Raw genomic sequence first — 18,320 nt, forward strand, 5'->3', positions numbered from 1 at the left:
CTTCGGGCCATGAGCTGCCCCGACGCTGCTAACATCGGGCATGGGTTGCCGAAGGGAACAGCCAGCGGGTAAGAAGTTCAAGCGAGTACCGGAGAAACAGACTTAGAATGTAGACGCGCTACAGGAGCCGAGAAGAATTTCCCCGAATGGACCCTAAGTTCCATTGTCCGGAGACATGCCGGAAAGTCCAGTCCCAGATGAAATTTTCAAAGAACGAGCCTGGAAATTTCGAGGCCGTTTTCCATCCCCCTCAGGGGATGGAAACTAACCTATAAGAGCTTTCAAAAGATACTATACGAGGAGGCGTCATTATGAAATCTAGATTAATTAATGCTCAAAATCAACATGTAGAGCGAATTTCCACTTCCACTCTTGTTATAGGCATCGACATTGCCAAGGAGAAACACGACGTACAAGCTATTAATTTTCAAAGCCTTTCTTTCCTAAGGAAGAAGATTTCCGCCGCATGTTCTCCCCTCTGGTGAACATACTCTTTCCGGCGCTTGGCAAACACTTCGTTATTCCGAACGTAGTCATCGCTTTCGTACTTCAGTTAAGAGTCAGACCCGCGTTCGTCTGTCCAAATGCCGGGATTCACGACTCCTTCCTGGATAAATCGCTCTCGCAACTCCGTTCCGGAATACGTTTCCGTCATGTAGCCATGTTGTTTCATCGCTTTCATGATTCGGGAGACGGATTCGAAGATATCCAGGAAGGAAGCTTGGAGCAGATGCCCCTCTCCTGGTGGATAATTGTAGCCAATGATGGCAATCCTTTTCTCGGCTGGCGGTTTGGTTTGAAGTTCCAGATACCGCCGGACTCGGCTCACAAGCCGCTGCGCACCCTCTTCGATTAACTGCAGCTCCTTGATATGAAGCTGCAGTTCTTCATCATAGTCCCGAGCGGATAATGCAGCGACCGGGAGCATTTCAATACTGCCATCCAACTCGGGCAGCATCATCTGCACAAGAAACTCCGAAAGAGACAATCCCTGACGCGAGTGTTCCCATTCCTTTTTTTCCTTCTGGTCAGGAAAAAAGGATGAAACATCGGCGCTTCCACTTCCCTCAGCAATGCTAGAATCTCTTCGCTTTTGCCGCCGGTCGGACCGGCACCCAACCGAAACGGGATAAAATTTACGATCAGGTATACTTTCCCTCCACGTTGTGCCGCCAAACATCAGGAAATTTCTCAACTTTTTCGAATCCACGTGGACCAAAGAAGTCATGGCGATGGGCAGCACAAGGGCGAATTTCCGAATCTCCTGAATGATTTCGCGATCATGGCAATAAAATTACGCGTTGTACGGTAACCACGTGCTTTACGCTTCGCTGCTTGAACCAGGCTGTTCATGCCTTCGAGTAATCTATTGGTCATCCTGGACTGAAACCACCTCAAAATGCCGCCTGCACATCGTTGCAATGAACTTGCAACGGCTGCCATCGGCTTCACTTGGGAACGAACCGCCCATTGGGTCCATTACAGGTCTGCATAAATGGTTGGATACGTCCACATGTCCTGGAGTGCCAGTTTGAGCCGATACGCCTTGCCTGTCTGTAAATTCATATCTTTCAGTTTGATCTTCGTTTGCTTTTGGCCTTCCGTCATGACCACCCGAAAGCTGTGTTGGATACGACCTCTTTTTTCTCAAATAATCCGACCTTTACAAGAAGTTCATCCACCGGTTTATTCTGCTTCTATAGCTGAGACATCAAGAGCGTGAATCGGACCAATATTTATATTTTCTTTAACTGTTTTTTAAACATAATTACCCCCTCTTATTTTTTACAATTATTTATTCTTTCCTCTGGCGCTAACCGGGAAAGACGAAATCACCTCTTCTCCACATACCGTAATCAGTTCATCGCAGAGGTTTGGAATCATACAGGAATGATTAGGAATCACGGTTAATTTCTGCCCGACTGATAGTTTAATTGATTTATCAAAGCGGAGATAACCATGTTCCTCATTTAACTTGTAAATTTCAATATCTGGATGTTCGATAATATAACCATAACCTTTGGCGAACGAAGCACTATCTGAGGTAAGTGTCTTTGAACCTGCATCAATTACAGCCTGTCCAGGTGCTACAGCACTAACAACGGTTACAATAACTCTTAATGCACATTCCTCAATCGAAACCATTCCTGTTGCAAGTTGTGCTTGGTCGTGGAAAATATAATTTCCAGCACGGACCTCTGTTACCCCATGCATATACTCTGCAAATTTGGATGAAATGGATGAACCACCACTTACTTCTTTGATATTAAACCCAGCTTGCCGGAGGGCATCTGCTGTGGCGGATAGCGTATTAGATTCTTCTTTTGCCATCTCTTGGATACTTTCTTTATCATTCATTCCATAAATTTGTCCTGCGTAAGAAAGAACGCCCATAATATCAATACCGGGAAGGTTACGAATACTTTCCGCAAAATGAACGGTATCTTCTCCTGGCTGACGCCCACAACGGTGAATACCGCCATCTATCTCTATATAAACCGGAATCTTTCTATCAAGTTTCTTTCCTACATTGGAGAGTCCTTCCGCTACTTCCCGACTGTCTATCACAGTTTTAATGTCGATCTTTTCGGCAAGTGCTTGAAAGCGGGCTAAATTCTTCTCTCCAACAACAGGAAAGGCAAGAAGGATGTCATCAAATCCTTCTGCAGCAAATACTTCCGCTTCGCCAAGTTTGGCACAAGTAATGCCTTTTGCTCCTGCATTTAGTTGCATTCTTGCTAAAAATGTTGATTTATGTGTTTTGATATGCGGACGGTGTTTAATTCCCGCTTTTTGGACAATTTCAGCCATTTTACTTATATTTCGCTCTATAATGTTAAGATCTACAATTACCGCAGGTGTGTCTAAGTCCTTAATCATGATTGTTGCTCCTTTTATTTTTATAGCTCGTACCTCATCCAGTATCTGATAGAGGGTAAATTTCGAGATATCAAAAAACTGACAAACGCGATCCCCAGCTTTAAACGTTCGGCCAAAGACAATATGGCATCGGGATTTAGTTCCCCGACAATCTAGACAATTTTGCTCATGTCAGTTCCCTCTCTCTAGTTCGTGGAAATTTCGTCTTTCGAAATGTCAGCCACACCGCAACACCTTGCAGGGTTCCCGCGCAAACAAAAGCGATCCATAGCGCCTCTGTCCGCAGCGAATCGGCGAATGGAAGCAGAACGACCAAGGGGACGGCCCGGCCGAAGTTCAACAGCGATTCATACAGAACGACGGATTCGATTCGAAAGGCCCCCTTCAGCGGAAGCTTATCCGTCTCAGCAAAAAAACGGGACATAAATGTATTGTGATAGACTGGATTTAGACAGGCGACAACGGCCAAAAACACGAGCACCTGCACCGTCCCCATCCCACCGGACAGGAGAATCGCGCTCAGCGCGATGCCGAGAGAGCACACCCGCATATAGACGGGAGCGCGTTCCATCGTCCCCCTGCGGGACATGTAAAAACTGGACGCCACCGAGACGAGCGATGTCGCCGCCAGTACGATGCTAACGACATTCTCACGTTCGAACACCTCGTAGAGCACCAACGCCGGAATGAAAAGTGTTAGTCCTTCCAGGAATCCGGTGCAAAACCACAGTCCTAGAAACTTCATCCACTGCGGGTTTCGACGGGCCATCACACCTGTTAAACCAAGCAGATAACGCCTCCGCCTGGAGGGCTTCTTACGGATAAGGAGAGATATCGCAAACACGGCCACGAACACGGCCAATGTCAAGCAAAAGGCATACAGATAGCCGGTCAGATTCTCGCTTCTGCCGATCAACCATCCACCCGAGAGCGGGCCAATCAAGCCGGCCCCGGTCAGTGTCACCGTGCTAATGCCGATATATCGAACTCGATTCAATTTGGCTGACACATCGTACAGCAGTACCAGAATGCCGGCCCAGTAGAATCCAACAGCAAGCCCTTGGCAAAGCGCAATCGCTCCGTAAACGTCGATAATCCCGTCACCTAGCATCAGGATGAGCACGAAAAACACCATGTGCAGAACTAGGCTGATTCTGAGGGTATGTAGCCTGTCATACCGCTTCGCGAACCAGCCCCCGATCCAAAACCCGAGCGGCGTCAATACGTAGAAGAGCGCATTGTAAATCAGATTTAATGCAAACGATTCGCTCAACCGCAGAAAATAAATGTTGAAGAATGTCAGGGATGCCGAGCTGCCGAAAATAAACAGCCCGTGCATCGCCAAAGTCAAGTTTGCTTCCCGTGTCATGTGTTCTTTCTGAATAATCATGCGTCAAGCTCCCTTCGAACAGGGACGAACGATCGACCGATTTCATTTAAACCCGGTCATCGTCAGTCCTTTGATGAATTGTCTCTGGAAGATTAGGAAGATGATGACCACAGGAATCATGATCAATACCGCCGCCGACATAACCACGTTATAGTTCACGACATTCTGCCCGTTGAAAAACACGAGCGCCAGCGGAACGGTCATTTTTGATTCTTCATTCAATATAATCAGCGGCCATAAGTAGTTGTTCCATGAAGTCATGAAAGAGAAAATTGCAAGTGCCGACAACGCTGGCCTGATCTGCGGAAGGACAAGCGACCAGAACGTACGGAATTCGGATGCTCCGTCCATGCGTGCGGCTTCGATTAATTCATTCGGAATCGCCTCGATGAACTGCTTCGCCAGAAAAACGCCGAATGCACTCACCAAATAAGGAATGACGATCGCCGCCAGATCGTTAACCAAGTTAAGCTTGGATATGATGATATAAGTCGGTACCATCACGATTTGAAAAGGAACCATCATTGTAGCCAGAATAATGACAAACAACAAGCGCTTACCCCGAAAACGGAATTTGGCGAAGATATAGCCTGCCAATGCGCTGGTGAACACCGCACCAATCGTGACAATAGCCGAAGTCGATAAGCTGTTCAGGAACCAGCGGAAAAAAGGCACCTCTCCAAGCACCTTCCTGTAGCCCGACAGCGTCGGCTCCTGAGGTAGCAGATGATTGGAGGCGGTCAATATTTCCGCATTGCTCTTGAAAGAGGTCAATACCATCCACAGATAGGGCACGAACATAAGCAAAGAACCGATCAACAAAGTCGTAAATAACAACATATACGACCATTTCCATTTTTTCGTCCGCATGTCGTCCTCCTTAATGCTCCCACTTTGATCTACCGATCCGCATCTCGATCAGGGTCAGAACGAGGATAATGATCAGCATGACGAATGCCATAGCAGAAGCGTAGCTCATATTCATGTACGTGAAGGCTTGATCATAGATGTTAAGAGCCAGCACATAGGTTTCGTACAGAGGTCCGCCCTTGGTCATAATCTGGAATTGAGGGAACATCTGGAAATACGAGATGCTGGTCATAATGAACACAAACAGCATGGTACGGCTCAGCATGGGAAGCGTGATGCTCCAGAACGCATGCCAAGGAGAGGCTCCGTCCAACTCCGCCGCTTCGTAAAGCGATTCGGGGATGGAGTCGATGCCTGCCATGAACAACACGATGTTATAACCGACGTCGGCCCATAACGTCATAATGATAATGGACAGAAGCGCCGTAGAAGGATTCGACAGCCAATCGACCGAAGGCAATCCGAACATATCAAGAGCCATGTTAACGACTCCGCTATCCGCGTTGAACATCGTTGTCCAGATGATGGCAGAGCCAGCCAACGGCGCGATCGCGGGAAGGAAAAACATCGTGCGAAAGCTGTTTTTCCAAAAACGGCTGCGAATCTTGTTAATACCTATTGCAATGAGCAACGTCAAGGCGATATTCGCCGGAATGGCCACCCCCACGAAAGTGAAAGTAACTCGCAGCGATTTATAGAACATCTCATCGGATAGTAGCTCCCGTATATTCGTCAAGCCAGCGAATGGAACAGAAGATGATAAGGGCGAATAATCAAAAAACATCAGCACGGTGCCGATTCCGATGGGAATGACGGAGAACACCAAAAATAAAAGAACAATTGGCGTCAGTGAAAAGGCGACGAATCTCCGCTCGGATACTTGCTGTTTCGACATCTGCGAACCTCCTCCAAATCGAAGCAGCGGGAGGCGCGGCTTCGATTGCCTCCCGCTGCTTCATCATCAATTACTGCTTGGCTTTCAGCATCTTGTTTATTTCGTCCTCCGCCTTTTTCAAACCGTCCTTCAAGCTCGTTTTTTCATTGGTGATCTCCGCGTACACATCGGTGATCACTTGGAAGAAGTAATCCCGGTCGGCAAGCGGCCCGATCCAGCGGCCGTGAGGAAGAACATCGAGCGCCGCTTTCACGGCCGGAGCGCTCTCCAAATACTTCGGATCCTCAGCGACACGCTTATTCGCCGGAATAGACGAGGTACGGAGATTCCAGTCGAACGCGTTCTCCTCCTCCATCATGAATTGCACGAAATCCCAGGCCGCTTCGGCATTGGCACTATTTTTGGATACGACTTCTCCCCAGCCGGATTCGGCACTGAATATTGGTGGACCGTCTCCGTAGGAAGGGATTGGCATGTAATCGAAATCTTGAACATTAAACGTGTTATAGCCTTCCGCAATCGTCCATGGCCCTGCCGTCGTCATCGCCGACAAGCCTTTGAAGAAGACCATGTAAGGCTCTTCCGGTGTTCCGAACTTAGTCAGGTCAGTGACTTTGTGTACATTGACCAGATCGACCAGCTCTTGCATGGCTTTCTCCGCTTCTGGTGTAGAGAAGTTCACCTGCGTGCGATCCTCATTCCAGAAATCGGCGCCCTGCTGCTGGATAAGTGACAGGAAATAGAATACAACGCTGTCTTTGGAGGTGATGTCTAGCCCCCGGACGGTGATTTTATCACCCTTGCGTTTGGTCAATGTTTTAGCGTTTTCTATCAATTCCGCCCAGGTCGTCGGATCCTTATCAATACCGGCTTCTTCGAACATTTTCGGGTACCGTAGCGCTGCCCCGTTCTCCATATTGAATTCGTGCGGCACGCCATACACTTGGCCATCGTATTGGAATCCGCCGATAGCTGCAGAATAGACTTCGGCTTCGAGCTCAGCTCCGTTTGGCGCCGGCTCCAGCAAGTCGTTCTTCGCATATTCCCTTACCCAGGTTCCGAACATTTGTACAATATCCGGAGCTGTTTTCGTATTCATCGACACTCTAATCTTCTGAACGAACGCATCGTATGGGAAGATTTGAAGATCGATCGTCACATTGGGTTTCACTTTCTTGTAATCTTCAATCAGCTTTTTGTTGGCCTCAACGAACGAAGGACTCTCGTGAACCCACCAGACCAACTTGATCGGCTTATCTCCATCCTTGCCCCCCGACTCCCCTGTCGCATTATTGCCGCCCGAGCAACCGGCGAGCGCCAGACTTCCCATTAGCATCAGAGCCATGAGCAATAAAATCGTCTTTTTCATAAAAACATTCCCCCTAATGAATTTGCTATATGAATGACATACTTGTTGCCGGCGATTAGTGTAGTTCTGCGATAAAAGGCTTCTCCGCCTCGTACAATTCGTCGAACATCGAGCGAATCTCGTCGAGAGAACATACCGCAGCCGTAAGCGGATCGATCATTAACGCATGCAATGCCGCTTCCTTGTCACGATTCAGCACGGCGGAGACCGCCAACTCGAAGAAGGCCATATTGCTTCGGCACAGGGCCGCCAGATGTTCAGGCAACTTACCGAAGTGCGTCGGATGAATGCCATTACGATCGATCAGGCATGCGACCTCGACGACTCCATCATTCGAAAGATTGTCAATCAAACCGGTGTTGGCAACGTTTCCATAAATGACCTTAGGCGTATGATTAATCATCGCATCAATGATCACGGCCGCGTATTCATTGGAGGATTCGAAGCTGATCTCTTCCTGGCCAGAGATCCGGCGTAGAATCTGCTCGTCGTTCTCTTGTCTCCAGATTGGCCAGTTGTTGGCGTAGAATCCGGTACCGCCGTTATAGCCGACTCCACAATGCCGCTCTAGCAAGTCCTCGCGCTTGCGGTAATAAGGAATATACTCCGAGAAATGACCACTCGATTCGGATACGAATGCTCCCAGGTACTTCATGGCATCCAATCTTACCGGATCCTTCCTCAGCAACTCGGGATTCTTCATCCTCTCTTTGAGCTCGGGATACAAATCCCGTCCGTTCCGCGACAACTCTACGAACCAGGACATATGGTTAATGCCGCCCGCTCTCCATTTCAATTCCTCGTATGGAACGTCCAAATACTTCGCGAGCTGTGTTGACGTGTTCTGAATGGAATGGCACAGCCCGACCACGGGAATTTCCGTCGTTTTGACGGTGGCAAGCGTAACAGCGGACATCGGATTCGTATAATTCAGAATGACGCAATCTGGACAATAGGCTTCAATATCGCGGATAATGTCCAGCCACGCTGGAAGCGTTCTCAAGGTTTTGAACAGTCCCCCCGGCCCAAGCGTATCGCCGATGCATTGCTTGACCCCGTATTTCAAAGGAATTTCGTATTCGTACTTTACGGTCTGTAGGCCATGAACTTCAATCTGGTTGATGACGAAGTTCGAGCCCGGAAGCACTTCCTTGCGCTCCGTCGAAGCGGCGATGTTCCACTTCCTCCCAGCAAGGAGTACGACCTTCTCCACCAATTGTCTAGCCAGTTCCAAGCGATCCGGCTCAAGATCAATCAAACCAACCGTCACCTCGTCGCCCAGGTTCGGAATGTTGATCATATCTACGACGATATCCTTAGTGAAACTACTTCCTGCGCCTATAATCGTTACTTTGTTCATTGGTGCTCCCCTTCGCAAAACATATTTTTGGGCCCGAAAATAACGCAAAATTCACCAATATATGCCCAAAGTTTTCTAACAAGATTTTATATCTTTTGGGGCAAAAAAGTCAACGAGAAAATTGTTATTTCCGAGAAAGTTGTTTTCTTATATCCGGTTTGGGGAAGGAAGTTAGGAAAATAAGAGGAGGGCTCACGCCCTCCAATGAAATTTCGCCCCTCTACTCTACACATGATATTGCGTTTAATGAGATCGGCTGTCGTTTATTTGTCTGTCGACGCTTCCAAAAGCTTCATCAGCATAGCGGCCAGATCCGCGCGGGTCGCATTGCCTTCCGAATCAAATAAGTTGTCCCCCTTGCCGTTTGCTTTTGCATAGTTGTTGAGAATACGCGCCATATCCTGTCGTACGATTGTATCCTCCGGGCCAAATTTACCATTGCCGTATCCTAATAAAATACGGTTATTTGCCGCCCATTTCACTGCGTCGTTGTACCATTTTCCAACCGCCACATCGTTAAAGGGATTAGGAAGACCATTCGCGTCATGACTCCCTTCAAGACGGTACAGCACGGCCACAACCATCCCCCGCGTAACGGTCATATCGGGACTGAACGTGTCAACTTCCGTACCAATCATAAGGCCGTGGTCATACGCAACAGCCTCAAAAAACCAATCGCTGTCTTTTACGTCCACAAAAGGTATTTCCACCTTCTTGTCCTGTCCTACTACATACAACGAAAGATGGTTGGTTGTAAATGTAACGGCTTTCGTCGGAGAGTCATATACGCCATCCAGCTTTTCAAGCTCTCCCTTATCGTTCAAATACCATACCGCAACGGGAGTTTTCCCGGAATAGGGTACAGTGACAGTGATGGTGCCGTCAAAGTTCTGGATTGCCTGTGAACCCGAAGAAACAGAAACATCAAACACCGAATCGCCGGAGTTTATGACTGCCTTCTGCGCCGCCGTCAAACTCGATTGGCTAACCCCACTTACCTTCACCATTACATGGTTTCCGTTTGCCTGTGCCGCCAGCGAAGCAACCGCATCTTTATCAAACGTTACCGTTCCCTGTGGGAATTTAATTTCCACGGCAAGCCCCGCATCTGCGAAACCCGTCCATGCGGTTTTCGGCATAGCCGCGTTTGTCGCATCGGACACTTTGGAAAGGTCAATTGTCGCCGTGCCTTTTTTGACATTCGAGATTATTTCATTTACTTTACTGGTCGGCATAGTAAGCGTCACCGTCCCACCGGTTTGCGCATAAACGACTGAAACTGATCCGTCCCCTGCCGGAACAGTTGTCTGAGGCCGTGTGCTGTCGACGCTGCCGCTATCGACGCTACCACCATCACTACTGCCGCCATCACCGCCGCCACTATTAATCCATGGAGCATTCACTTTAGTCGAACCCATTAAGTTTGCACCGAGGGAAGCATCCCAAATATCGTGGTTCGCAAACTGTATACTACGCTTGTTCGCGCTCGTTTCTTTCGGATCATTGATCTTCAAATAAATATCATAGTCACCAAGAGGCACCTCACCAAATGCGCTCATAGGAATAGAGAAGTTCAAATCACGCCATGCAGCGGTATTGTCTGCCCTGCTGTCCAAATCAGGCCGCCAATCTCTTGCGTCAAGGTTCGTAAGTGCCGTGTAAGTTTCAGAGCCATCCTGGGCTTTTAGAATGACCGACACGTTCTTCTTGTTTACGACATTACCAAAACCAACGTTTTGGATCTTCCCCTCGAACCTCAGGGTACCGTTCTGCTCTACCCATTCGCTCACATTAGCCTCACGCAATACTAACCGGTAGCCCAGTCTGTCACGTATATATTCCATTCCGCTTCTGCCGTCATAAACCGGATCAAAGATTACCGTTCGAGTCACTCCATCGTGTGGAAGCGTAAACGGTGCCGTAACATTCTCTTCATTATAAACAAAGTCACCCCAAAGTTGATAAGTGTCCTTGTTATAACTTGTATTCAAATGAGTGGCTTGTGCATAAGCGGATTCATAAAGAACACTCGGAAGATTGGAATAGATATTATCGGGTTCACCAGGGCTAACTGTTTCACCGCCATAGAAGTTATTTTGATTTCTCATCCACGTTAAAACAACGTTGCGATCAAAATCATCCGGATCCCCAGTTCCAATTAAAGCATACCCTTCGGAAAGCGAGCCATTGTCATTATACCATTTGTCGTCCAAACCCCGCGAATAACTATCGTTGAACATACCAAAACGTTGCGCCTGCGTTCCGCGTGCCGGGGCTGGCATTGGATTCGTAAAGCTATAATCGGTTCCATACGTTTCGTTATGCCATGCCATGACTCCGCCCGCATGTACTAAAATCGAACGCGAATCGGGAACATAGTCCAGCAATGCATTCAAAAGCCAGGCGTAACCTTCCGGAGTTTTGGAATAGGATGATGAGTGCATTTCGCCCCATGGGCCAAAGATCCCCCCTTTAACAACCATTATGCTATCTTCGAATTCGCTGAAAACATTTCCAAGCTGCCAAAGATGATATTGTACCCAGTTTTTGTCCTCATGACCTGGTATGCCGCTCAAATCAGATTCCTCTTCCACGCGATCTTCCTCAAGCTCTGCTGATTCGTACCAAAGCCGACCTTTTGGCGCCCCTGGTTCGCAATCATGAATGATCTGGTCATAATCTCCAGTATCAGCATAAGTGTAGCCCTGTCCGTCATAATTAAATTTCACAATGGCAACAGCTTCGCTGTCTCTTACTTTTTGAAGTACTGCCCTTACATAATCAAGCGCAGCGGGTGTTAAAGGTTGAGTTTCTCCATAATCTGGCGCAAGATCACCCTCAGCACTCCAGGGTCCAAGGGGTTTTCTGTTGAGGGGAGCATTCGATGAAAAGTTTTTTAGGTTAAATTCCAAATAAACGATGCGAGCATCGACAGAGACCTGGGTACCTGTTATAGTGGCCTTTAAGTCGGGGATGTCTGGAGTTGTTCCACTGGTGACCGGAATTACATATTCTTCGGGTCTATAGAAGCCCCTGTCCGGATTCGGAATATCAACAGGATTCTCCGTATAGTTAAGCGCTTGCAATACAAGCGGGGCTACTCCTCTATTCGCCCTCGCGACATCGAACGAGCTTGACATCACCAGGCTAACGATTAATAGGATCGCAAGCATTCCGAATACTTTTTTCATAGCCTAACCTCCAAATTAGTATAGTAAAATTCGGGTTATTCGTTACATCCACTTTGCTCATCGCTAACCCCCTTTGCGAAACTTATTTTTGGGCCCAATATTTTACGTAATTTTTCGCCCATATTTTTCTAATATGATCTTATATTCTTTGGGGCAAAAATGTCAATGAGAAAATGATTATTCACAGAGTTAATCATTGACCACCCGTCCAACGGGTGGTCATGATTTCAACCCCATTTTGAATTGGAAAAAATATTTGTAAAATGTGGCTGATTTTTCGAAAAAACACTTGACATTTTCCGAAAACATCCAAAAAATCGCGTGAAGGGGTATGACCCTTATCACACCAAGAAACAGCGCAAACGCAAGGGGAAGGCCAAAGAAGGCAAGAAGAAATACGAGAAAGCCCCGACAACCACACCCGGAAGAGTCGAACGCCTGGTCCAATGGATGATGCGTCGTGCCCGCGGTATAGCCGATTGCAACCATCTTCGTCTTTACTCCCAGCCCAACTGCAACTCAGGTTGGGACAGCGCCAGAGAAAAATACTTTAACGGTTACCACCTGTATATGATCTCTGCGGCGGACAGTAAGCACGATTTGCCCTTGTATCCGCGACTTCAGCCTGCCTCGCAGCATGATGCCGTCAGTCTGGTCATGAGCACGGTAGACAAAATGCTCCTCGACGCTGCTTATGATGCGGAGGCCATATACCTTCTCTTGGAGCATCAAAGCATCGAGCCGTTCATTGGTTAGCCTTTTGGGCATTCACTGACTCTTACCTCCTCCAGTACGTGAACAAAGCAGGGGCTCTTTCCTCCACAAGGTTGTGTTGTCCTTTTGCTTCACGGATACTACAACCCCCTCCGCCACCCTTCTCGCAGCTCGCCACTTCACCTTTCGGGCTTATAGGGTCGCTCTTTACGACGTTGCCGTGCGAGGTAGGGTTTCCCTAGTTCCAGACACAACTTTCTCAACATGCCGTTCCCCATACACCGGAGCTGCGGCAGGATTCACTTGATGTTACGGCCTGCTGATTTGCTCGCACTCTCTTGAGAGTTACTTTGTCACAGGGCTTCAACCTTAGGGTCTCTCCACCAACTGCCTGTCAGCCACGAGGCGACTTGGCTCTTACACCTCGACCGGACTCACACCGGTTAGTTGTGCCTAACTTGGCTAGACGCGCAAACAAAAAAAACCGTCCTCCCACATCGGGAGAACAGTTCCTTCATCGTCGCCTATTCGGAAAAAACTCGTTACCGTCTACACTAAACTCTTGTCGAAGAACCCCTGATCTTCAAGTCGTAAGGAAGTAACGCTCTGATCGGGAAGTTCATCCTTCCTTCCAGGCGGTCGGACAGCAAGTAAGCCGCCATTTGGCCGATCTCATATTTCGGAACATGTATCGTCGACAACGGCGGGGAAGTATATTGGGAAATATCAATATTATCGACCCCAAAGAAAGCCATGTCATCCGGAACGCGCAAACCCGCTTCCGTAACCGCGCGCATAGCCGAGATTGCCATCACATCGCTCGCCACGAAGAAGGCCGTCGGTAATTCCGCTCGCGGCGTCTCCTTCACCAACCGACTCATCAATTCGAAGCTGGTCTCAATCTGCCACTCCGCGTTCAAAATCCACCTTCGCTCCAGTTCGATATCGGCCTCAAGCAGAGCGTTGTGATAGCCTCGAAATCTCTTCTCACGATAGATGTCTCCCGACAACCCCAAGCCGCCGATAAAGCCAATTTTCCGGTGTCCTTGGCTGATCAGATGCCGAACCGCCGCTTGAGATGCGGCTACTCTATCGTAAGAAACTGTAGGAATCTTCGGATCATTCACATCGACACCGACAATGGTCGGGATGTGCTTCTTGAGAGACGCGTAGATCGGCGTGTCGATGCCCTCGATAATAATCACGCCGTCTACCTGGCTTTCTTGAATGACCTGCTGCTGTACCGAAGGATCACGAAGCTCGTCCCTCGTATGAATGAAAGCCAGCCCATAGCCTCTGTCGGCCAAGCCTTTCTCTATGCCCTTCAACACCAGCGAGAAGTACGGGTACGAATAATTTTCCTGGGGGAGCGAAATAATGCACCCGACTCGCTTTCGCTTTGTAACAACAGGCTCTATGCCCCTATCCACGATCGACCGCCTTGACCACCCTTTCTTTCGGTAACCGAGCTCTTCGGCGGTGATCAGGATTTTTTCTTTCGTAACAGCGTTAACGATCTTGCTGTCATCGTCGTTCAGCACTCGCGATACGGTCGATATGGAGACGCCCACTCTCTCAGCAATATCTTTTAATGTAGCCACTTTCGCACCACCTTTGATTCTTGGGCCCAAATCAAGCATCTTTATCATAGCGAATACGGGACGCTCCTGTCAAATTGTAATTCCTCTAATAAAATCATGATCACCCGTCCAACGGGTGGTTTGCTCTTAGGGTATAACCCCCTGTTGCCAAACTGCGCCTAAAGACGCCAGCCTGACAACAAAATTGTTCAGGCTCAGTGTAATTTGTCATTTTCACTTACCAGTTAAACTGGTTTACTTCTTCTTGCTACTGTTTCTGATAAATGGATCTTCATACTCTTTTACACTTAGTTTATCAACTGCTTGGCCATGTGCTTCCACGGCGAATTCATGTTTACTCATTTTACCATTTCATCATTTAAACCAATTTTTAAAAGTTAGCTTTTCCCAGTCGCGTTTGGCATCCACCATCCGTTCCAGTTAATTCCTGTGTGAATTCGCTGTGCATGTGCTTCTTGTTCACGTATATATTTTGCGACGGTTGCTTCATTTAAGCCTACTGTGCTGACGTAGTATCCCTCCGCCCAAAATTTTCGATTGCCATATTTATACTTCACACTGCCATGCTTCTCGAATATCATCAGTGAGCTTTTTCCCTTCAGATATCCCATAATGAGATTTTTGGTGGAATCGCTACTAACATATGCACATGATCTGGCATCATGTGACTCTCTAATATATCCACTACCTTGTATTTAATAGTCTCTCGGCATTGGCCGAGGCAGATGGGACGAGGATTTCCTTGTACCACCAAACCTCCTTTCCTCCTACTTTTGTGGGAGTATTTTTTATTGTAACCCCGTTTCGAATTGGAAAAAAATATTTCCGAAATGGGGCTGATTTCTCCAACCCCATTCACCGGAGAGTTCTTCCGCGCTGCGTTTCCAAGAGCTTCACGCGTTCCATGGCCTTCGCCCAATGTTCCGAGGCTCGGCTCTCTCTTGTCCTTTGCAGGTTCTTTTTGACGATGCGGCATGATTCACTTGATGTTACGGCCTGCTGATTTGCTCGCACTCTCTTGAGAGTTACTTTGTCACAGGGCTTCAACCTTAGGGTCTCTCCACCAATTGCCTGTCAGCTGCGAGGCGACTTGGCTCTTACCTCGACCGGACTCACACCGGTTAGTTGTGCCTAACTTGGCTAGGCGCGCAAATAACAAAAAGGTTTCCGCTCTGCCAGAAAACGCAGATCAGAAACCTGTCATTGTTGAAATGGTGCGGTCGAGAGGACTCGAACCTCCACGGGGGTTAGCCCACACGGACCTGAACCGTGCGCGTCTGCCAATTCCGCCACGACCGCATTTATCTAACGACAAAGAATAATATATCACGGACTACTACCTAATGTCAACAAAAAGCTAGAAATAAATTTCGCGATATAGGCTTCATTCTATTTCAATCAAACAAATCTCCGAAGACGTCCAGTACGGACTTCTTCTTTTTCTTATAGCCATGCTTGGAATATCCGGGATGGGAGTCGTAATGCTTATCATGATCGCGATAAGGTTCCCGCCGTTCATAGCTGTCGTCTCGACGCTCATATTGTTCGTCATACCAGGAATTGAAGGCAGGACGCATTTCCCGCACATCGCTCATCAGCTTCTCCAGTTCGCCGCGATCGAGCCACACTCCCTTGCATTCCGGACAAACGTCGATCATAATTCCTTCCTTTTCCACTTCGCGCATGCGCACATCGTTGCATATCGGGCATTTCATTGCTATATCCCTCCACAATTCGACTTATCACTATGTTACGCAAGGCTTGGCTTAAAGTTTCATTTTTATACGTGTGCGAGATCGTTTATATAATAGGATTCTGCCGCTCCTCGTCGAACGGCTGGAACAGATAAGTCCGTTTCACTTGCACGACTCTCCGATTTTGGCGGCGGATCAGCGCATGCTCGTCGTCCCATGCCACGACAATTCCGATCACGTCGTTTCTTTCCAAAATGTCGCGTACAACTCTAATTTTCGTTCCCGCTTGCCGGTAAGCGTCCAATTGCTCTTCCGAGATCATATCCTCCAACTCCTAATGGTATGATGATGCAAAAAGGCCCGAATGATATCCATTCAGGCCTATTCGCTTGCTTGTATATGCGATGTGCGATTGTAACAACCGATTGTTGCTTAAACCTTGCACAGAACCTATCTGATATCCTCTAGCACAAATACAGCCTATCCTTCCTACTCGGCAAGGACGTTACTGTTCCACATGCTCTTTCGTATCGTTCGTTTCGAACCAAAAATCGAGTACTTTGGCCGACATGACACGATTTCGGATGTAATCGATCTGTTGCGGCGTAAACTGCTCCGACCACGATACGTCCAACTCCTCGCATAATTTGACGATCGTAAGCAGCTCCGACCAAGCTACATACCGTTTGTACCAAAAAAACTGAGGATGTTCAATCATATAGGGGTAAAGGTCATCGAATTCAGTATGTTTGCAATCCAAGGCGCGTTCAAAATGAACTTTGGCATCTGACAACTTTTGCATAAAAAACTCAACAGAAACTAGGTCTTTCCCCATTATTTTTGCCTCCTCCCCTCAAACTTACCCTTATTATAAGCGAAAAGCAAACCGGGTGCAAAGGGACTGATTGGAATACCGCAGGCAAAATTTGCTACACTTCAAACCGAATTTGGCCGCCTTCAAGCGAAGCGATTTTGACGAGCGATTCCAAACGAATGCCTTGTTCGCGGAACATGCGGGCCCCCGGCTGGAAACATTTCTCCACAACGATGCCCATGCCGACCAATTCGGCTCCGCGCCGTTCGATAATTTTAAGCAGACCCCGCGCGGCGTCCCCGTTCGCGATAATATCGTCGATCAGCAATAGCCGGTCATCCTCCGCGATAAATTGCGGGGATATCATAATATCGGTGACGATTCCTTTCGTGAACGATGGAACGCGTTCGTGCAGAGCGTCATGCTCGCCGATCAGCGCCTTCTTGCGGCGGGCGAACACCATAGGAACGCCAAGCTCGTACGCGACGGCAAAAGCGACCGGAATGCCGGACGATTCGATCGTTACAACTCGCGTTACCCCTGCATCCGCGAACCGGCGGGCGAATTCCCTGCCCATTTCCATCGTCAGCTTCGGATCTACCTGGTGGTTGAGCAGGGCGTCCAATTTCAACACTTGGTCCGACAAAACTACCGCTTCCTTCAAAATTCTCTGTTTCAACAATTCCATGTTACGACCTCCAAGCAAATCCTTTAATTGAAATTACCATACGAACGATCTTTCGATCAAGAAAAATATTGCCGCCAAAAACGAAACTATTTGACCGTTTGAACCGTTAATAATATGTATAATGCAAAATTTAACATTGAGGTGACCGAGATGAAGCGTAACTATATAACGATTCTGGCCTTGCTGACGGTTATCGCCGTATTGGCTGCGGCATGCGGGAACAAGCAGGAACTTGAACAACATTCCGCCGGACCGGATCAAGAGGCAACCTCTTCCGTTCCCGCGTTCCAATCGGATGCGACGCTCCCGTTCAAAACCGATACCAATAAAGTGAAAGAACCGCTTGAAATTTCGGCCAGCAAAGATAAGGATCAAACGGCGAAAGAGCAAACCGGAACGGAGAAGAAAACGGGAGCGGGCTCGTTCGATCCCGACCGCCCGAAGTTAGGCGGCATCGCTTTGTTCGAGAAGAAGGACGCCGTTGTGAAGATGCTCGGCAATCCGGTCGAGCAATACACCCTTGAAGACGAGCCGTCCATGACGATTTATGAATACGACGGACTACATATCGGGTTTCATAAAGACGATACGGTGCAATTCATCGAGGTGAGCGGTGCCGATATCGTCACCGGCTTGCAAGGTTTGCAGATCGGCGATCAAGAACAAGCCGCCGTTAAAGCGCTTGGCAAACCCGATTCCGACACGAGTTTCGTATACAGCTACAATGCGAAAGACTCGCTGCTCAAGCTGGACATCGATCCAAAGACGGAAACGATTCTGTCGATCAAACTATTTGTCGTTGAGGAATCCGCGTAAATGGCGCGGATTCCTTTTTGCTTATCAAGATCGCCACT

General features: G+C 48.1%; 18 protein-coding genes, 1 tRNA gene and 1 pseudogene. 3 read left to right on the top strand and 17 right to left on the bottom strand.

Annotated elements, in window-relative coordinates; genetic code table 11:
* Window positions 1-311: 311 nt before the first annotated feature.
* A complete protein-coding gene (locus tag LQ229_RS00005; RefSeq protein WP_230190634.1) occupies window positions 312-485 on the top strand; it encodes an IS110 family transposase in 174 nt (57 codons plus the stop codon).
* Between the two features lie 68 nt (window positions 486-553).
* Here LQ229_RS00005 and LQ229_RS00010 read toward each other — a convergent pair whose 3' ends face one another.
* The 10 genes from LQ229_RS00010 to LQ229_RS00050 form a co-directional block, all read right to left on the bottom strand.
* Complete coding sequence (locus LQ229_RS00010) at window positions 554-1,273, bottom strand: cobaltochelatase subunit CobN (RefSeq protein WP_356709273.1); 720 nt, start codon at window positions 1,271-1,273, stop codon at window positions 554-556.
* Window positions 1,225-1,443: a transposase gene (locus tag LQ229_RS27220; RefSeq protein WP_356709053.1), complete on the bottom strand. Its 219-nt coding sequence runs from the start codon at window positions 1,441-1,443 to the stop codon at window positions 1,225-1,227. Before LQ229_RS27220 ends, LQ229_RS00010 begins: the two co-directional genes overlap by 49 nt.
* A 36-nt stretch (window positions 1,444-1,479) precedes the next feature.
* Window positions 1,480-1,608 (bottom strand): transposase, encoded by a 129-nt coding sequence (locus LQ229_RS00015; RefSeq protein ID WP_230190636.1) that lies wholly within the window; start codon window positions 1,606-1,608, stop codon window positions 1,480-1,482.
* A 183-nt stretch (window positions 1,609-1,791) separates the two neighbouring features.
* Window positions 1,792-2,880: an alanine racemase gene (locus LQ229_RS00020; RefSeq protein WP_230190637.1), complete on the bottom strand. Its 1,089-nt coding sequence runs from the start codon at window positions 2,878-2,880 to the stop codon at window positions 1,792-1,794.
* Between the two features lie 166 nt (window positions 2,881-3,046).
* The gene (locus LQ229_RS00025; RefSeq protein WP_230190638.1) at window positions 3,047-4,270 is read right to left on the bottom strand and encodes an MFS transporter; all 1,224 of its coding nucleotides are present in this window, start codon (window positions 4,268-4,270) and stop codon (window positions 3,047-3,049) included.
* A 42-nt stretch (window positions 4,271-4,312) separates the two neighbouring features.
* A complete protein-coding gene (locus LQ229_RS00030; RefSeq protein WP_216537870.1) occupies window positions 4,313-5,140 on the bottom strand; it encodes a carbohydrate ABC transporter permease in 828 nt (275 codons plus the stop codon).
* Window positions 5,141-5,150: 10 nt separating this feature from the next.
* Window positions 5,151-6,035, bottom strand: coding sequence for a sugar ABC transporter permease (locus tag LQ229_RS00035; protein WP_216537869.1), 885 nt, complete (start codon window positions 6,033-6,035; stop codon window positions 5,151-5,153).
* A gap of 70 nt (window positions 6,036-6,105) precedes the next feature.
* Window positions 6,106-7,404, bottom strand: a complete 1,299-nt coding sequence (locus LQ229_RS00040) for an ABC transporter substrate-binding protein (RefSeq protein WP_216537868.1) — start codon at window positions 7,402-7,404, stop codon at window positions 6,106-6,108.
* Window positions 7,405-7,459: 55 nt separating this feature from the next.
* Window positions 7,460-8,764 (bottom strand): alpha-galactosidase, encoded by a 1,305-nt coding sequence (melA, locus tag LQ229_RS00045; protein ID WP_216537867.1) that lies wholly within the window; start codon window positions 8,762-8,764, stop codon window positions 7,460-7,462.
* 263 nt (window positions 8,765-9,027) lie between these two features.
* Window positions 9,028-11,955 carry a DUF4832 domain-containing protein gene (locus LQ229_RS00050; RefSeq protein WP_216537866.1) on the bottom strand — a complete coding sequence of 976 codons (2,928 nt, stop codon included), beginning with the start codon at window positions 11,953-11,955 and terminating at the stop codon, window positions 9,028-9,030.
* A gap of 321 nt (window positions 11,956-12,276) precedes the next feature.
* Between LQ229_RS00050 and LQ229_RS00055 the strand changes: the two genes are divergently transcribed.
* Window positions 12,277-12,711 (top strand): hypothetical protein, encoded by a 435-nt coding sequence (locus LQ229_RS00055; RefSeq protein ID WP_230190639.1) that lies wholly within the window; start codon window positions 12,277-12,279, stop codon window positions 12,709-12,711.
* 512 nt (window positions 12,712-13,223) lie between these two features.
* Here LQ229_RS00055 and LQ229_RS00060 read toward each other — a convergent pair.
* From LQ229_RS00060 to LQ229_RS00090, 7 genes and pseudogenes are all read right to left on the bottom strand, one after another.
* Entirely contained in the window at window positions 13,224-14,270 is a 1,047-nt protein-coding gene (locus LQ229_RS00060; RefSeq protein WP_216537864.1) for a LacI family DNA-binding transcriptional regulator, read from the bottom strand.
* Between the two features lie 377 nt (window positions 14,271-14,647).
* A pseudogene (gene tnpA / locus LQ229_RS00065) lies at window positions 14,648-14,979 on the bottom strand (IS200/IS605 family transposase); the annotation flags it as partial.
* Between the two features lie 503 nt (window positions 14,980-15,482).
* Window positions 15,483-15,569, bottom strand: a tRNA-Leu gene (locus LQ229_RS00070).
* A 95-nt stretch (window positions 15,570-15,664) separates the two neighbouring features.
* Window positions 15,665-15,985, bottom strand: coding sequence for a zf-TFIIB domain-containing protein (locus LQ229_RS00075; protein WP_216537863.1), 321 nt, complete (start codon window positions 15,983-15,985; stop codon window positions 15,665-15,667).
* Between the two features lie 85 nt (window positions 15,986-16,070).
* Window positions 16,071-16,286 carry a hypothetical protein gene (locus LQ229_RS00080; RefSeq protein WP_216537862.1) on the bottom strand — a complete coding sequence of 72 codons (216 nt, stop codon included), beginning with the start codon at window positions 16,284-16,286 and terminating at the stop codon, window positions 16,071-16,073.
* A 183-nt stretch (window positions 16,287-16,469) separates the two neighbouring features.
* Entirely contained in the window at window positions 16,470-16,799 is a 330-nt protein-coding gene (locus LQ229_RS00085; protein WP_216537861.1) for a hypothetical protein, read from the bottom strand.
* Between the two features lie 94 nt (window positions 16,800-16,893).
* Window positions 16,894-17,466 carry a xanthine phosphoribosyltransferase gene (locus LQ229_RS00090; protein ID WP_216537860.1) on the bottom strand — a complete coding sequence of 191 codons (573 nt, stop codon included), beginning with the start codon at window positions 17,464-17,466 and terminating at the stop codon, window positions 16,894-16,896.
* Window positions 17,467-17,580: 114 nt separating this feature from the next.
* On the opposite strand from LQ229_RS00090, the gene LQ229_RS00095 reads away from it, so the two are divergent.
* Entirely contained in the window at window positions 17,581-18,282 is a 702-nt protein-coding gene (locus LQ229_RS00095; RefSeq protein WP_230190640.1) for a hypothetical protein, read from the top strand.
* Window positions 18,283-18,320 lie beyond the last annotated feature (38 nt).

Origin of the sequence: Paenibacillus sp. CECT 9249 (assembly GCF_918697855.1) — a bacterium.
Taxonomy (GTDB): domain Bacteria; phylum Bacillota; class Bacilli; order Paenibacillales; family Paenibacillaceae; genus MSJ-34.

What these genes read in the sequence shown, in the direction of transcription:
- LQ229_RS00005 (WP_230190634.1), top strand. Translation starts at nt 312, where the DNA reads ATGAAATCTAGATTAATTAATGCTCAAAATCAACATGTAGAGCGAATT.
- LQ229_RS27220 (WP_356709053.1), bottom strand. Translation starts at nt 1,443, where the DNA reads ATGGCAGCCGTTGCAAGTTCATTGCAACGATGTGCAGGCGGCATTTTG.
- LQ229_RS00015 (WP_230190636.1), bottom strand. Translation starts at nt 1,608, where the DNA reads ATGACGGAAGGCCAAAAGCAAACGAAGATCAAACTGAAAGATATGAAT.
- LQ229_RS00020 (WP_230190637.1), bottom strand. Translation starts at nt 2,880, where the DNA reads ATGATTAAGGACTTAGACACACCTGCGGTAATTGTAGATCTTAACATT.
- LQ229_RS00025 (WP_230190638.1), bottom strand. Translation starts at nt 4,270, where the DNA reads ATGATTATTCAGAAAGAACACATGACACGGGAAGCAAACTTGACTTTG.
- LQ229_RS00030 (WP_216537870.1), bottom strand. Translation starts at nt 5,140, where the DNA reads ATGCGGACGAAAAAATGGAAATGGTCGTATATGTTGTTATTTACGACT.
- LQ229_RS00035 (WP_216537869.1), bottom strand. Translation starts at nt 6,035, where the DNA reads ATGTCGAAACAGCAAGTATCCGAGCGGAGATTCGTCGCCTTTTCACTG.
- LQ229_RS00040 (WP_216537868.1), bottom strand. Translation starts at nt 7,404, where the DNA reads ATGAAAAAGACGATTTTATTGCTCATGGCTCTGATGCTAATGGGAAGT.
- melA (WP_216537867.1), bottom strand. Translation starts at nt 8,764, where the DNA reads ATGAACAAAGTAACGATTATAGGCGCAGGAAGTAGTTTCACTAAGGAT.
- LQ229_RS00050 (WP_216537866.1), bottom strand. Translation starts at nt 11,955, where the DNA reads ATGAAAAAAGTATTCGGAATGCTTGCGATCCTATTAATCGTTAGCCTG.
- LQ229_RS00075 (WP_216537863.1), bottom strand. Translation starts at nt 15,985, where the DNA reads ATGAAATGCCCGATATGCAACGATGTGCGCATGCGCGAAGTGGAAAAG.
- LQ229_RS00080 (WP_216537862.1), bottom strand. Translation starts at nt 16,286, where the DNA reads ATGATCTCGGAAGAGCAATTGGACGCTTACCGGCAAGCGGGAACGAAA.
- LQ229_RS00085 (WP_216537861.1), bottom strand. Translation starts at nt 16,799, where the DNA reads ATGGGGAAAGACCTAGTTTCTGTTGAGTTTTTTATGCAAAAGTTGTCA.
- LQ229_RS00090 (WP_216537860.1), bottom strand. Translation starts at nt 17,466, where the DNA reads ATGGAATTGTTGAAACAGAGAATTTTGAAGGAAGCGGTAGTTTTGTCG.
- LQ229_RS00095 (WP_230190640.1), top strand. Translation starts at nt 17,581, where the DNA reads ATGTATAATGCAAAATTTAACATTGAGGTGACCGAGATGAAGCGTAAC.